The organism is Pseudomonas californiensis (assembly GCF_021147775.1).
GTDB classification, from domain to species: domain Bacteria; phylum Pseudomonadota; class Gammaproteobacteria; order Pseudomonadales; family Pseudomonadaceae; genus Aquipseudomonas; species Aquipseudomonas californiensis.
On sequence record NZ_JAGTPK010000008.1, the window covers coordinates 119,708 to 134,533 of the forward strand.

The window sequence follows — 14,826 nt, forward strand, 5'->3', positions numbered from 1 at the left end:
TGCCGGGAAGAAGCGGGTGTCACAACCCACACACTCACCCGATGGAGCAACCTCCATGTTCGAGCCTGGCCATCTGCATATCACCCACGCGGCGCTGCAACAGTCCGACGTCACGTATGACATACACCTCAACTATGAAGTGACCGAAGACCCCAAGGAAGGCACCGGCGTCCATTTCACCGTACAGGGCGACATCGGCGGCAAGGCCTTCAACGAAGAGTTTCAGTTGCCACGCGACCTGGCCTACAACTTTGCCCATGACGTTTCGCGTATTGCCATCAGGCACGGCCTGCCCAATAGCGCCGGGCTGCCGCTGGCCCAGCACAAAGACTACGACTCGATGTTCGAAGACATTCGTAACAAACTGCACGCCAAGTCAGGCGAGCCGGTCAAGCCGGAGCATCTGGAGTAACACTTTCCAGCTGGTGCCCTTCAGGCAAAATGCGAGCTGGCGAACGTCTGCGGGCTCGCCAGCCAATGCATTTCACTCAACGCACTGTGGCAGGGCATACTTGGTGACCTTTTTCGCCGAGCCAGACCCACTTCATGCGTATCCATGTCAGTTTCATTGACCGCGTCGGTATCACTCAGGAAGTTCTGGCGATTCTGGGCGGGCGCAATCTGAATCTGGATGCGGTGGAAATGGTGCCACCCAACGTCTACATCGACGCGCCCACCTTGAGCCATCAAATGCTGGAAGAGCTCAAGGATGCGCTGTTTCGGGTGCGTGGCGTCGAAGCGATCACCGTGGTGGATATTCTTCCTGGCCAGCGTCGACATTTGCAGCTGGACGCATTGCTCGCCGCCATGACCGATCCGGTTCTGGCGCTCGACAGCGCCGGGCATGTGCTACTGGCCAACCCCGCGCTCAACGCGCTGATTGGCAGGGAACCTGCCGGCGAACCTATTGGTGAGCTGTTCGCCGACCCCGGCCTGCAAACCGCGCTGCTGGAAAACGGCTTTCGCCTGCCGCTGCGCGAGATCACGCTCAATGGCGAAGCGTTGCTGCTCGACGCCACGCCCATCACCGAAGCGGGCGCCCTGATTACTCTTTATTTGCCGAGCCGGATCGGCGAACGCCTGTCAGCGCTGCACCACGATCACGCCGAAGGCTTCGACGCGCTGCTCGGCGAATCATCGGCGATTCGTACACTCAAGGCGCGCGCGCAACGGATCGCAGCGCTGGACGCTCCTTTGCTCATTCAGGGTGAGACAGGGACCGGCAAGGAACTCGTCGCCCGGGCGTGCCATGCCAGCAGTGCCCGTCACGGCGAGCCCTTTCTGGCGCTCAATTGCGCGGCGCTCCCTGAAAACCTCGCGGAAAGCGAGCTCTTCGGCTACGCACCCGGCGCCTTTACCGGTGCGCAACGCGGCGGCAAGCCTGGGCTGATGGAACTGGCCAACCAGGGCACAGTGTTCCTCGATGAAATCGGCGAAATGTCGCCCTATCTGCAAGCCAAACTGTTGCGCTTTCTCAACGATGGCAGCTTTCGACGCGTGGGTGGCGACCGGGAAGTCCGAGTCAACGTACGCATTCTCAGCGCTACCCACCGCGACCTGGAAAAAATGGTCAGTGAGGGCAGCTTCCGCGAAGACCTGTTCTACCGCCTGAATGTGCTCAACCTGGAAGTACCGCCACTGCGCGAACGCGGGCAGGACATCCTGTTATTGGCGCGCTATTTCATGGAGCAGGCCTGCGCCCAGATACAACGACCGATCTGTCGTCTGGCACCCGGCACCTACCCGGCCCTGCTGAGCAACCGCTGGCCGGGCAATGTCCGTCAGTTGCAGAATGTCATTTTCAGGGCCGCTGCCATCAGTGACGGCAATGTGGTTGATATCGGCGATCTGGATATCGCTGGCACGGCGGTAGCGCGCCAGAACGACACTCAGGTCGACAGCCTCGAAAACGCTGTCGAAGCCTTTGAAAAAGACCTGCTGGAAAAGCTCTACGCCGATTACCCCTCGACTCGCCAGTTGGCAGCCCGCCTGCACACCTCGCACACAGCCATTGCACACCGGCTGCGCAAATACGGAATCTCTGCCAAACGTTGAGTCTGTTTCGTGATCCTGTTAAATAAATCCCATGAAGCAGGCTATTTAAACGCGGCCAGTCGATAGCGTGTCTGCTATGTTTCACCTACCTCGTCTCATCCATCCGAATGAGTGCCCTTGCGCGCTTCGCTAGCCAGTGCAGGCAGGTTCACGAAGTACCGGGAGCACATCATGCAGACCCCACCAACAGACAGCCCGCCCGCCGAACCTGAGTCTCGCGCCGAGAAGCTGGTCGAGTCGCAGCGTCAGAAAAACCTGCTCAAGACCGGTGCCCTCCAGGACGCGATCTTCAACAGTGCTTATTTCTCCAGCATCGCCACCGACGAGCATGGCGTCATCCAGATATTCAACGTCGGCGCCGAGCGCATGCTTGGCTATCAGTCAGAAGACGTCGTCAACAAGATTACGCCCGCCGACATTTCCGACCCGGCAGAACTTATCACCCGTGCAGCCGCGTTGAGCCATGAACTGAATACGCCGATCACGCCGGGTTTCGAGGCGCTGGTGTTCAAGGCCTCGCGTGGCATCGAAGACATTTACGAACTCACCTACATCCGCAAGGACGGCAGCCGCCTGTCGGCCATGGTCTCGGTCACGTCGTTGCGTGACAGCGCTGAAACCATCATTGGCTACCTGTTGATCGGCACCGATAACACGGCCCGCAAGCAGGAGGAAGAAACCCAGGCACTGCTGGACCAACGATTGCGCGATCAACACTTCTATACCCGCTCGTTGATCGAATCGAATATCGATGCGCTGATGATGACTGACCCGCAGGGGATCATCTCCGACGTCAATAAACAGATGATGGCGTTGACCGGACGCACTCGTGACGAATTGATCGGCGCGCCCTGCCGCAAGTTCTTTACCGACCCCGCGAGCGCAGATGCTGCAATCAAGCGCGTGCTCAGCGAACACACAGTCAGTGACTACGAGCTGACGGTGCGGGCCTACGATGGCAGCGAAACCGTGGTGTCCTATAACGCTGCGACCTTTCATGACCGCGACCGCAAACTCAAGGGCGTCTTCGCCGCAGCGCGCGATGTGACGGAGCGCAAACGCTTCGAGCGCACACTGGAAGAAAAGAACATCGAGCTGGAGCACGCCAGCCATATGAAATCCGAATTTCTCGCCACCATGTCTCACGAACTGCGCACGCCCCTGAATGCCGTGATCGGTTTTTCCGAAGCGCTACGCGACGGTATGGTCGGCGACATGACTGACGATCAGCGCAGATACATCGGCGACATTTTCAACAGCGGCCAACATCTGCTGTCGCTGATCAATGACATCCTCGACCTGTCCAAGGTCGAGGCCGGGATGATGGAGCTGGAACTGGAACCCGTCGAGCTGAACGACCTGCTCAGTAACAGCCTGCTGATTGTTCGTGAACAGGCAGCGTTGCAGAGCATTCAACTGAAACTTGAGGCCGACACCGACTTTGGCCTGATTGAGCTGGACCGGCGCAAGACCAAGCAGATCGTTTACAACCTGCTGGCCAATGCAGTGAAATTCAGCTCGCCCGGCGGCTGGGTGACGCTCAGGGTTCGTCAGGTGCCTGTAACCCAAGTCGGCGTTCTGGAAGGTGACTGGCCGTCTTATTGCTTGCATAACCCAGGCAGCGAACACGAGCAGTTTCTAGAACTGAGCGTCAGCGATACCGGCATCGGTATTGCCAAAAGTGACATGAGCAAGCTGTTCAAGGCTTTCAGCCAGATCGACAGTGGTCTGTCGAGAAAATTCGAAGGCACCGGACTGGGCCTGGCGATGGTCAAGCAATTGACCGAACTGCATGGCGGCTGCGTCGCGGTGGCCAGTGTCGAAGGGCTTGGGGCGCGTTTCGTCGCATGGCTGCCGGTCCGCGCCAGTGCTCCTGCGGAGGCGCCGTGGCCCATATCATGATTGTCGAAGACAACGCGGCCAACATGCGCCTCGCGGAGTTGCTGTTGACCAGCGCCGGACACCGTGTCACAGGCGCAGCCGACGCCGAAACCGGCTTGAAACTGGCCCGTGAATGCCAGCCTGAACTGATTCTGATGGACATCCAGTTACCCGCGATGGACGGTCTGACAGCCACTTCGCTGCTCAAGAAGGACGACAGGACCTCCGCGATACCGGTGATTGCCCTGACCGCCATGGCAATGAAAGAAGACGAAGAAAAAGCGCGCCTGGCGGGTTGCGACGCTTACATCACCAAACCCTTGCGTTACCAGGAGCTGTATCGGGTCATTGATGACTTGTTGGAAAAAACGGACCTTCAACAGCCAACCACATGAGCGATCATCATGACCGATACCACTGCAACCATACTGATTGTCGATGACGACGCCCACGTCCGAGACCTGCTGGAAGTTCTGCTGCACAATCAGAATTACCTGACCCAGACCGCAGAGTCCGGCGAGCAGGCACTGGCGCTGATCGAGCAGAGCCCGCCAGACCTGATCCTGCTGGATATCATGATGCCGGGCATGGACGGCTATGAAGTCGCCAGCCAGCTCAAGTCCAATAAAAGTACCTCCAATATCCCCATCATCATGCTGTCGGCACTCGATCAGAAAAGCGCCCGAATATCGGGCCTGGAAGCTGGCGCCGAGGAGTACCTCAACAAGCCGGTGGACAGCGCAGAGTTGTGGCTTCGCGTGCGCAATCTCTTGAGGCTCAAGGCATTTGGCGATTACCTGAAAAGCCATAGCCTGATCCTTGAGGATCAGTTGCAGCAACGCACCATTGATCTTGAACGTTTTCGTTCGGTGATGGACGCCTCGGAAGATGCAATTTTCCTCATCAACCGTAACACCATGAGCCTGATCGAATTCAACCGCCGCGCCTGTCAGCTATTGGGCTACACCACGGAAGAACTGCTGCACAAGACGCCCGCTGACCTGGGCGAGGCGTCCATGGAACAGCTGGAAGTCGTCTACGACCAGATCATTGCCGGCAAAGGCCCGGTCGAGCCGATGGAAACGCAGATACGCGACAAAAGCGGCCGGGATGTTTCGGTGGAGGTTCATCGCCAGGCCTATAAAGCAGGCGAAGACTGGATCATCGTCGGCATCGTGCGCGACATCACCCGGCGCAAGGAAACCGATCAGCGTTTACTGAAGATGGCCCATTACGACTCGCTGACAGGCCTGCCCAACCGCGACCTGTTTTTCACCAGCCTGCAAATGGGCCTGACCCAGGCGGCGGTGAGCCGCTGGAAACTGGCCGCGATGACCGTAAACCTGGACGGCTTCAAAACCATCAACGAAACCTGGGGGCATGTGCTGGGCGATCAGGTGCTGCTGGAAGTCAGCCAGCGCCTTGCCGAATGCCTCAACGTCAGTGACACGCTGGGCCGCGTGGACGGCGACGAATTCGCGTTGATTCTCATGCTCCGTGACGGTCAGACCGACAGCCGGCAGACCCTGGAACGCATTCGCAAAGCCCTGCACAAACCTTTCCAGATCGAAGGTCAGGACATCATCATGACGGCCAGTATCGGCATTGCGCTGTACCCGGAAGACGGAGACAACGCGCCTGAACTGATCCGCCACGCCTACACCGCGATGAACAGCGCGAAGAAGGCAGGGGTGAATACGTATCGCTTTTACACCGCACAAATGAATGCAGAGGTTGCTGCCCGCCTGGACCTCGAAAACGCTCTGCGCGACGCGGTTCACAAGAACGCCTTCGAGATCGTTTATCAGCCCAAGATCAGCCTGCATGATCGCCAGGTCTGCGGGCTTGAAGCTCTGCTGCGGTGGCCCCGACCGGACCTTCCCGCCGTGTCGCCAGCGGTGTTCATCCCTGTACTGGAGAGCCTAGGGCTGGTCAGTCAGGTCGGCAGTTGGGTGATCGACAGCGTTTGCGCACAGATTGCAGATTGGCATCGCCGAGGGGTGGGGCTTTATCAGGTGGCAGTGAATGTCTCAGGCCATCAGATAAAGGGTGACAGCTTGATAGACGGGATCCGCAAGGCGTTGACCGACAACCAGATTGACCCGAAATGGCTGGAAGTGGAGCTGACCGAAAGCTCACTGATGGAGAACACCTCGCACACCATCGCCAGCCTGAAGACACTCAAGGACATCGGCGTGAAGATTTCCATCGATGATTTTGGCACCGGCTATTCAAGCCTCGCGTACCTGCGCCGGTTCCCCATCGACAAGCTGAAGATCGACATCGCCTTCATTCGTGAAGTCACCAGCAACCCGCAGGACGCCGCCATTGCCAGAGCAATCATCGAACTGGCTCACAGTCTTGATCTGAAGGTCATTGCCGAGGGCGTCGAAACTGTGGAACAACTGAATTTTCTGACCCTGAACCACTGCGATCAGGTGCAAGGCTTTCTGGTGAGCCGACCGCTGCAGCGCGAACAACTGGAGACTTACTTGCGCTCATCAGGCAGCCGAGTTGCGTAGGCCTTGATCTGGTCTACCCTTCAGTCCGGATTTGCAGGACGCAGATGGGCAGCAAACTGCCCCTTCTCACTACCGTAACGAATTCGATCCGACGTAATGAATTCATTCCACCTCGACCGAGCAAGCGGACGGCAAGGCTCTGATCGCAATCGTATTTCAGGATATCCCTGCCTGTAGCGTTTTCATTACAGCTCTCCTGCTTGCTGCTCGCACCAAAACCAAACAAGCCTCTGATTTATAAAGAAAAATAAAACATGGCCGTAAAATTGCTATGGGTAAAGGATTCCTTCGCGCCTAGCGCGGAACCTATACCGAGGAGTTTTTATGAGCGAGTTGCGATTCACCGTTGACCACGAATGGCTTCGCGCCGAAGCCGATGGCAGTGTCACGGTAGGCATCACGCCCTACGCACAAGAATCGCTCGGCGACGTAGTCTTCGTACAGCTTCCCGATCTGCAGTCCTACACTCAGCACGCCGAAGTCTCGGTCGTGGAATCGGTAAAAGCCGCCAGCAGCATCAACATGCCGCTGGACGGCGAAGTGGTCGACGTCAACTCGGCGCTCGACGCCACGCCAGAATTGGTCAACGAAGACGCCCTGGGCGCTGGCTGGTTCTTCCGCTTCATCCCGCAAGATGCCAACGCCATCCACGGCCTGCTGGATCAGGACGCTTACGACCGTCTGATCAAAGCCAATGCCGAAGCCTGAGGAGCGAGCCATGACTGACCGTATTGAACTGACCACCGCCAACGAATTCATTGCCCGTCACATCGGCCCGCGCGCTGCCGACGAACAGGCCATGCTGCAGACACTGGGTTTCGACTCTATCGACGCGCTCAGCGAGAGCGTGATCCCGGAAAGCATCAAGGGCACCAGCGTTCTCAACCTGCCTGCCGGGCAAAGCGAAGCTGATGCGCTGGCCTCGATCAAGGCAATCGCTGGCAAGAACCAACTGTTCAAAACCTACATTGGCCAGGGTTACTACAACACTCACACACCTGCGCCGATCCTGCGCAATCTGTTGGAAAATCCGGCCTGGTACACCGCCTACACGCCTTATCAGCCGGAAATTTCCCAAGGCCGCCTGGAATCGCTGCTCAACTTCCAGACCCTGATCAGCGACCTGACCGGTCTGCCGATTGCCAACGCATCACTGCTGGACGAAGCAACCGCCGCTGCCGAGGCCATGACGTTCTGCAAACGCCTCAGCAAGAACAAAGGCAGCATGCAGTTTTTCGCCTCCAGCCATTGCCATCCACAAACGCTGGACGTGTTACAGACCCGAGCCGAGCCGCTGGGCATCACTGTGGTCGTGGCGGATGAAAGCGAACTGGGCGACGTCAGCGACTACTTCGGTGCGCTGCTGCAATACCCGGCCAGCAACGGTGACGTGTTTGATTACCGCGAGCTGGTCGAGCGCTTCCACAGTGCCCACGCACTGGTCGCGGTAGCGGCCGACCTGCTGGCCCTGACATTGCTGACGCCTCCAGGTGAATTTGGCGCCGACGTTGCCATCGGCAGCGCGCAACGCTTTGGCGTGCCGCTGGGCTTCGGCGGCCCGCATGCGGCTTACTTCTCGACACGCGACGCGTTCAAGCGCGACATGCCTGGCCGTCTGGTCGGTGTCTCGGTTGATCGCCACGGCAAGCAGGCGCTACGTCTGGCCATGCAAACCCGCGAGCAACACATTCGTCGCGAGAAAGCGACCAGCAACATCTGCACCGCCCAGGTATTGCTGGCGAATATTGCCAGCATGTACGCGGTCTACCACGGGCCACGCGGCCTGACGCAAATCGCCAGTCGCGTTCATCACCTGACTGCGATATTCGCCCAGGGCCTGGGCCAGTTGGGCCTCAAGGTCGAGCAGCAGTTCTTCTTTGACAGCCTGACCATCAACACGGGCAGCAAGACGGCAGCACTGCATACCGCCGCACGTGAGCAGCACATCAATCTGCGCGAAGTCAGTGACGAATCGCTAGGTGTCTCACTCGACGAGACCACCTCGCAATCCGCCGTCGAAGCGCTATGGTCGATTTTTGCTACTGATGGCCAGAGCCTGCCTGATTTCCCGGCACTGGCTGCGAGCACCACATCACGCCTGCCAACCGCACTGCTGCGTGAATCGGCGATTCTCAGCCACCCGGTGTTCAACCGCTACCATTCTGAAACCGAATTGATGCGCTATCTGCGCAAGCTGGCCGACAAGGACCTGGCACTGGACCGCACCATGATTCCGCTGGGTTCGTGCACCATGAAACTCAACGCTGCCAGCGAAATGATCCCGGTGACCTGGGCCGAGTTCGGCAATCTGCACCCGTTCGCACCCGCAGAGCAAAGTGCCGGTTATCAGCAACTGACTGACGAGCTGGAAACCATGCTTTGCGCAGCCACCGGTTACGACGCCATCTCGCTGCAGCCCAACGCGGGCTCCCAGGGTGAGTACGCAGGCCTGCTGGCCATTCGCGCTTACCACCAGAGCCGTGGCGACGAACACCGCGACATCTGCCTGATCCCTTCTTCCGCACACGGCACCAACCCCGCCACTGCCAACATGGCAGGCATGCGCGTGGTGGTGACCGCGTGTGATGCCCGCGGCAACGTTGACATCGACGACCTGCGCGCCAAAGCCATCGAGCACAGCGACAAGCTCGCAGCCTTGATGATTACCTACCCGTCCACTCATGGCGTGTTCGAAGAAGGCATTCGCGAGATCTGCGGCATCGTCCACGACCACGGCGGCCAGGTTTACATTGATGGCGCCAACATGAACGCCATGGTCGGCCTCTGTGCTCCAGGCAAGTTCGGCGGCGACGTCTCGCACCTCAACCTGCACAAGACGTTCTGCATCCCGCACGGTGGCGGCGGTCCGGGCGTTGGTCCGATCGGCGTCAAATCGCACCTGGCGCCATTCATGCCAGGCCATGCGCGCATGGAACGCAAGGAAGGCGCCGTCTGCGCTGCGCCATTTGGCAGCGCGAGCATTTTGCCGATTACCTGGATGTACATCCGCATGATGGGCGGTGAGGGCCTCAAACGCGCATCGCAATTGGCGATCCTCAATGCCAACTACATTTCCCGTCGTCTCGAAGAGCACTACCCAGTGCTCTACACCGGCACCAACGGGCTGGTGGCACACGAGTGCATCCTTGATCTGCGTCCTCTGAAAGAGACCAGCGGCATCAGCGTGGATGACGTGGCCAAGCGCCTGATCGACTTCGGCTTCCATGCTCCGACCATGTCCTTCCCGGTCGCGGGCACGCTGATGATCGAGCCGACCGAGAGCGAATCCAAGGAAGAACTGGACCGTTTCTGTGACGCCATGATCAAGATTCGCGAAGAAATCCGCGCGGTCGAGAACGGCACGCTGGACAAGGACGACAACCCGCTGAAAAACGCGCCGCACACCGCCGCTGAAATCGTCGGCCAATGGACGCATCCGTACAGCCGTGAACAAGCCGTGTACCCGGTCGATTCCCTGATCGAAAACAAGTACTGGCCGCCGGTAGGTCGTGTCGACAACGTGTTCGGCGACCGCAACCTGGTCTGTGCCTGCCCCTCCATCGAGAGCTATCAGGAAGCCTGACAGCCACCTCACGGCGCTGTCGACCCCGGTCGGCGGCGCTGCAAGCACTCGATCATCAAGGAATTGAACATGTCCACAGAAACGTTGCTGACCACTCCCCTGCACGCCCTGCACCGCGAACTCGGCGCAAAAATGGTGCCGTTCGCAGGCTACGATATGCCGGTCCAATACCCGGCCGGCGTCATGAAAGAACACTTGCACACCCGTGCGCAGGCAGGTTTGTTTGACGTCTCGCACATGGGCCAGATTCGCCTGACTGGCGCTGAAGCCGCCACCGCACTGGAAACCCTGGTTCCGGTGGATATCGTCGACCTGCCGGTCGGCATGCAGCGTTATGCGATGTTCACCAACGAAACCGGGGGCATCCTCGACGACCTGATGGTCGCCAATCTGGGTAACGACCAACTCATGCTGGTCGTCAACGCAGCCTGCAAGGATCAGGATCTGGCACATCTGCGCAAGCACCTGGGCGAGTCCTGCACCGTCGAATCGCTGTTTGAACAACGCGCGCTGCTCGCCTTGCAGGGCCCGGAGGCCGTCACGGTGCTTGCACGTCTCGCGCCGCAAGTAGCGACCATGACCTTCATGCAGTTTGCCAGCGTCACGCTGATGGGCGTCGAATGCTTCGTCAGCCGCTCGGGTTACACCGGCGAAGACGGTTATGAAATCTCCGTGCCCACCGAGCATGCCGAAGCTCTGGCGCGTCGCTTGCTGGATGAGCCGGAAGTCGCACCTATCGGCCTGGGCGCGCGTGATTCCCTGCGTCTTGAAGCAGGCCTCTGCCTGTATGGCCACGACATGAACACTGAAACCTCACCTGTCGAGGCCAGCCTGTTGTGGGCAATTTCCAAAACCCGTCGGGCCGATGGCGCGCGGGCGGGTGGTTTTCCGGGCGCAGCGCATATCTTTGCCCAACAGAAGAACGGCGTCGATAAAAAGCGCGTCGGCCTGTTGCCACAAGAGCGCACGCCCGTGCGTGAAGGCACTCAGATTGTAGATGCCAGCGATAACGTCATTGGTACGGTATGCAGTGGTGGGTTCGGCCCGAGTCTCGGCGGTCCGTTGGCAATGGCTTATCTGAACATTGACTATACAACGCTGGATACATCGGTCTGGGCAATGGTTCGCGGCAAGAAAGTTCCGATGCATATCGCTAAAATGCCTTTTGTTGCGCAACGTTACTTCCGCGGTTGAATAGCAGCGTCAAAAAAACAGCGACGCGTGCATCATATAAACAGGCTGTCCACTCTGCTGCCATGCGGAGTTGAACAGCCTGAGGTCAGCACTTGAAACGCACCGGCAATGTGCACAAACACGTGTAAACATGATGACTGCACCCATTCGGTGAACAAGCGTTTTGCCACCCTCTGCCCCCGGAAACAGGGTACGAAACGGGGGCTTGTTTTTGTCACAAGAGTTGGCGTAGAGTTTCTGAACTGTGTTTGCATAGGTCGCTGAATCGGGACCTGGGCAGTAGCTCTAGGTTTGCTACAACCCGCTCTACGTTTCTTACTTCCTGCAACCAGCCCCAGTACTCTTTCAGGTGAAAGAGGCTGTCATTAATTCAAGCGTCAAGGAAATAAGATAATGTCCACACGTCAGAGCGGCACCGTCAAGTGGTTCAACGACGAAAAGGGTTTTGGTTTTATCACTCCAGAAAGCGGTCCGGATCTGTTCGTGCATTTCCGCGCAATTCAAGGTAACGGCTTCAAGAGCCTGAAAGAAGGCCAGAAAGTTACATTCGTCGCAGTGCAGGGCCAGAAAGGCATGCAGGCTGACGAAGTTCAAGCCGAAGCCTGAGCCACACCCCCGAAAGCCCCTGACATGACTGCCAGGGGCTTTTTTGCAGACGTCACTTCGTGAACGGCGGCTTCATCGTGATTGATAGCGTTACAACGCCCCGACACGTCCTCCGGCCTCGGGGTGATTTTCAGCCCGCCAGCCTGCCTCGCCGTATGGCTGCCATCAGCTACGACATACTGCTTTGCCTCGCTCTGCAAATGATCACCACCTTTCTCTACAAGCTCATCTCAATGATGATCGTCCGTGAAGCACGTCTGCGCGAACTTTCCGAGTCAGGATCGCTGGACGGCGATCCACTGCTTTCGTGCATTCTGCTGCTGGTCACCTTTGCCTTCTTCGCCCGATTCTGGACCCGTGGCGGACAGACGCTGGGCATGCAGGCCTGGGGGATTCGCGTGCAAAACGCGGACGGCACGCGTATCAGCCTGACACAGGCACTGTTGCGCTTTGCGGTAGCGGTGGTTTCCTGGCTGTGCTTTGGGCTAGGCTTTATCTGGAGCCTGTTCGACACAGATCGCCGTACCTGGCACGACCGGTACTCCAGGAGTCGGCTGGTACGAGTACCTGGGCAGAGATAACCGCCCTCCCACCTGCCCCGCAAACAAATACGTCGCCCATGAAAAAGCCGACTCTGAGTCGGCTTTTTCAGAACTGCCAAGCGCTATCCGGCGCGACGCAGCAACCACAAGCCCGCGACGGCACAGGCAGTGGCAGGCACCAGTACGGCCAGCAACGGCGGGAAGCCGAACACCTGGCTTGACGGACCCAGCAGGTCCTGGACGATACGGAAAGTGAAACCGACCAATACGCCCGTAAACACGCGTTGTCCCAGTGTTACAGAACGCAGTGGCCCGAAAATGAACGAGATGGCCATCAGCACCAGCGCCACCGTCACGAATGGCTGCAAGACCTTGGTCCAGAACGCCAGCCAGTAACGACCGTTGCTCAAGCCCTGATCGGCGAGGTAATGCGAGTAGCTCCACAAGCCAGAGATCGACAGCGACTCGGGCGGCATGACTACGGTGCTCAGCAACTGCGGGCTGAGAGACACATCCCATCGTTCCAGCGGAGTGTTGATAACCTCGGTGCTGCCGTCACGGAAATACGTGGTGGCGACGTCTTTCAGTTCCCAGTAATCCGTCTTGAAGTTGGCCTGCCGGGCGAAGCTTGAGGTCAGCATGTGGCGCTGATCGTCGAACCGATAGCGCGTCACGCCATACATCAGGCCGTTGGGCTGCACGGCGTTGATATGGATGAACTCATCACCCTGACGATGCCACAGGCCGTGCTTGGCGCTTTGCGCATCACCGGTGCCCTGAGCCAGCGAACGGTTGGCCTGCGCCTGATTCTCGGCATAAGGCGCGACGTATTCACCCACCAGCACACCGGCGACCATCAGGAACAGCATGGGCTTCATGACTGCCCACACGATACGCCCTATGGAAACACCCGCTGCACGCATGATGGTCAGTTCGCTGCTGCTGGCCAGGCTGCCCAGACCGATCAGACAGCCGATCAGCGCAGCCATCGGCAGCATGTCGTAGACGCGACGTGGTGCCGTCATCAGTACGAAACTGCTGGCATCCCACACACTGTAGGTGTCGGAGATATCGCCCATTTCGTCGATGAACGCGAACAGCGACGCCAGGCCAAGGATGATCCCCAGTACCGCCATAATGGCCATGAACACACTTTTGCCAATGTACCGGTCGAGCTTAACCACGAGCCACCTCCGCAACGCTACGGCGACTCGCCATTTTCAGCCGCAATGGCTCCCAGTAGAACAATCCGAGACCGATCAACAGGAAGAGCCCATGGACCCACCACATGCCCAGCGACAAAGGCAGCTTGCCCTTCTCCAGCGCGCCGCGTACGGCAATCAGGATGGTCAGGTACGACATATAAAGAAGAATGGCTGGCAACAGTTTCAGGTAGCGACCCTGACGCGGGTTGACCCGAGCCAGTGGCACGGCCATCAGCGTCACGATGAAAACCAGGATCGGCAACGAGATACGCCATTGCAGCTCGGCCACATAACGCGGCGTGTTATTGCCAAACAGTTCAAGCGTCGGAATCGCTTCGCGGTCAGTGATCTCTTCGCTGATTTCAGGTTTTGGCAGCATCGCACCGTAGGTGTCGTACTTGATGGTGCGATAGTCGGCCTGCCCCGGGTTACCGTCGTAACGGTAGCCGTTTTCGAGAATCAGAAAACGGCTGCCATCGGGTCGAACTTCCTGGTGCCCTTTTTCAGCGACCAGCACGGTAATGCCGCGATCCTTGCTCTTGTCAGAGGACAGACGTTTTTCTGAAATGAACACACCGCCCAGTTGCGAGCGGTCTTCCGACATTTCCTGCGTGTAGGTGATACGCGTACCGTCACGCAATGCCTGAAAGCGACCCGGCACCAGCGTGTCGAATTCGGTCATCGCATCCTGCTGATTGATCAGCAGCGAAAACTGCGTGGCACCCTGCGGCGCCAGACTGAAGCTCAACCACGCAACCAGAAGAGCGACCAACGCAGCAGGCGCCATGGTGATGGCGAGCAGACGCTGCTGGCTCATGCCGGTGGCCGCCAGCACGGTCATTTCGCTTTCCAGGTAAAGGCGGCCGTATGCCAGCAGGATGCCAAGAAACAGCCCCAGCGGCAGAATCAGCTGCAGAAAACCAGGCAGGCGAAAGCCCATGATCATGAACAGCACGCCTGGATCCAGGGCGCCAGAGGCGGCCTGGGCCAGGTATTTGATGAAACGCCCACTCATGATGATTACCAGCAGCACGGCGCTGACCGCGCTCAGGGTAACCAGCACTTCTCGGGACAGATAACGAAAGACAATCAAACCAGACACTCCAGGGTTGTCAGGCTCAGGCAGCCAAACAAGGGAAATTGTGAGCCACGGCAACCGGATGTTCACGCCCGTCAAACGCCCGGGCCTTCAAAAATATGCGGCATTATCCTGTGATTGAGTGTTTATGTCACTGAGC

12 protein-coding genes are annotated in these 14,826 nt (G+C 58.5%); 10 read left to right on the forward strand and 2 right to left on the reverse strand.

What is annotated here, in order from left to right; all coding sequences use genetic code 11:
- Positions 1–55: 55 nt before the first annotated feature.
- From KDX37_RS10105 to KDX37_RS10150, 10 genes are all read left to right on the forward strand, one after another.
- On the forward strand, positions 56–412 hold the full coding sequence (locus KDX37_RS10105; RefSeq protein ID WP_231652557.1) for a DUF5064 family protein: 357 nt from the start codon (positions 56–58) through the stop codon (positions 410–412).
- 134 nt (positions 413–546) lie between these two features.
- Positions 547–2,055 carry a sigma-54-dependent transcriptional regulator gene (locus KDX37_RS10110; protein WP_231652558.1) on the forward strand — a complete coding sequence of 503 codons (1,509 nt, stop codon included), beginning with the start codon at positions 547–549 and terminating at the stop codon, positions 2,053–2,055.
- Positions 2,056–2,226: 171 nt separating this feature from the next.
- Positions 2,227–3,957: a PAS domain-containing sensor histidine kinase gene (locus KDX37_RS10115; protein ID WP_231652559.1), complete on the forward strand. Its 1,731-nt coding sequence runs from the start codon at positions 2,227–2,229 to the stop codon at positions 3,955–3,957.
- A complete protein-coding gene (locus tag KDX37_RS10120) occupies positions 3,942–4,331 on the forward strand; it encodes a response regulator (RefSeq protein WP_231652560.1) in 390 nt (129 codons plus the stop codon). The genes KDX37_RS10115 and KDX37_RS10120 overlap by 16 nt, the downstream gene beginning before the upstream one ends.
- A gap of 9 nt (positions 4,332–4,340) precedes the next feature.
- A complete protein-coding gene (locus KDX37_RS10125; protein ID WP_231652561.1) occupies positions 4,341–6,458 on the forward strand; it encodes a two-component system response regulator in 2,118 nt (705 codons plus the stop codon).
- Positions 6,459–6,782: 324 nt separating this feature from the next.
- Positions 6,783–7,166 carry a glycine cleavage system protein GcvH gene (gcvH, locus tag KDX37_RS10130; protein WP_231652562.1) on the forward strand — a complete coding sequence of 128 codons (384 nt, stop codon included), beginning with the start codon at positions 6,783–6,785 and terminating at the stop codon, positions 7,164–7,166.
- A gap of 10 nt (positions 7,167–7,176) precedes the next feature.
- Positions 7,177–10,041, forward strand: a complete 2,865-nt coding sequence (gcvP, locus tag KDX37_RS10135; RefSeq protein WP_231652563.1) for an aminomethyl-transferring glycine dehydrogenase — start codon at positions 7,177–7,179, stop codon at positions 10,039–10,041.
- 69 nt (positions 10,042–10,110) lie between these two features.
- Positions 10,111–11,235, forward strand: coding sequence for a glycine cleavage system aminomethyltransferase GcvT (gcvT, locus tag KDX37_RS10140; protein ID WP_231652564.1), 1,125 nt, complete (start codon positions 10,111–10,113; stop codon positions 11,233–11,235).
- 393 nt (positions 11,236–11,628) lie between these two features.
- On the forward strand, positions 11,629–11,841 hold the full coding sequence (locus KDX37_RS10145) for a cold-shock protein (RefSeq protein WP_003227496.1): 213 nt from the start codon (positions 11,629–11,631) through the stop codon (positions 11,839–11,841).
- A gap of 80 nt (positions 11,842–11,921) precedes the next feature.
- Positions 11,922–12,422, forward strand: coding sequence for an RDD family protein (locus KDX37_RS10150; RefSeq protein WP_319941690.1), 501 nt, complete (start codon positions 11,922–11,924; stop codon positions 12,420–12,422).
- Positions 12,423–12,505: 83 nt separating this feature from the next.
- Here the strand turns inward: KDX37_RS10150 and lptG are convergent, their stop codons facing one another.
- Positions 12,506–13,567, reverse strand: coding sequence for an LPS export ABC transporter permease LptG (lptG, locus tag KDX37_RS10155; RefSeq protein WP_231652566.1), 1,062 nt, complete (start codon positions 13,565–13,567; stop codon positions 12,506–12,508).
- Positions 13,560–14,681, reverse strand: coding sequence for an LPS export ABC transporter permease LptF (lptF, locus tag KDX37_RS10160; protein ID WP_231652567.1), 1,122 nt, complete (start codon positions 14,679–14,681; stop codon positions 13,560–13,562). The genes lptG and lptF overlap by 8 nt, the downstream gene beginning before the upstream one ends.
- Positions 14,682–14,826: the final 145 nt, after the last annotated feature.

What these genes read in the sequence shown, in the direction of transcription:
- KDX37_RS10105 (WP_231652557.1), top strand. Translation starts at nt 56, where the DNA reads ATGTTCGAGCCTGGCCATCTGCATATCACCCACGCGGCGCTGCAACAG.
- KDX37_RS10110 (WP_231652558.1), top strand. Translation starts at nt 547, where the DNA reads ATGCGTATCCATGTCAGTTTCATTGACCGCGTCGGTATCACTCAGGAA.
- KDX37_RS10115 (WP_231652559.1), top strand. Translation starts at nt 2,227, where the DNA reads ATGCAGACCCCACCAACAGACAGCCCGCCCGCCGAACCTGAGTCTCGC.
- KDX37_RS10125 (WP_231652561.1), top strand. Translation starts at nt 4,341, where the DNA reads ATGACCGATACCACTGCAACCATACTGATTGTCGATGACGACGCCCAC.
- gcvH (WP_231652562.1), top strand. Translation starts at nt 6,783, where the DNA reads ATGAGCGAGTTGCGATTCACCGTTGACCACGAATGGCTTCGCGCCGAA.
- gcvP (WP_231652563.1), top strand. Translation starts at nt 7,177, where the DNA reads ATGACTGACCGTATTGAACTGACCACCGCCAACGAATTCATTGCCCGT.
- gcvT (WP_231652564.1), top strand. Translation starts at nt 10,111, where the DNA reads ATGTCCACAGAAACGTTGCTGACCACTCCCCTGCACGCCCTGCACCGC.
- KDX37_RS10145 (WP_003227496.1), top strand. Translation starts at nt 11,629, where the DNA reads ATGTCCACACGTCAGAGCGGCACCGTCAAGTGGTTCAACGACGAAAAG.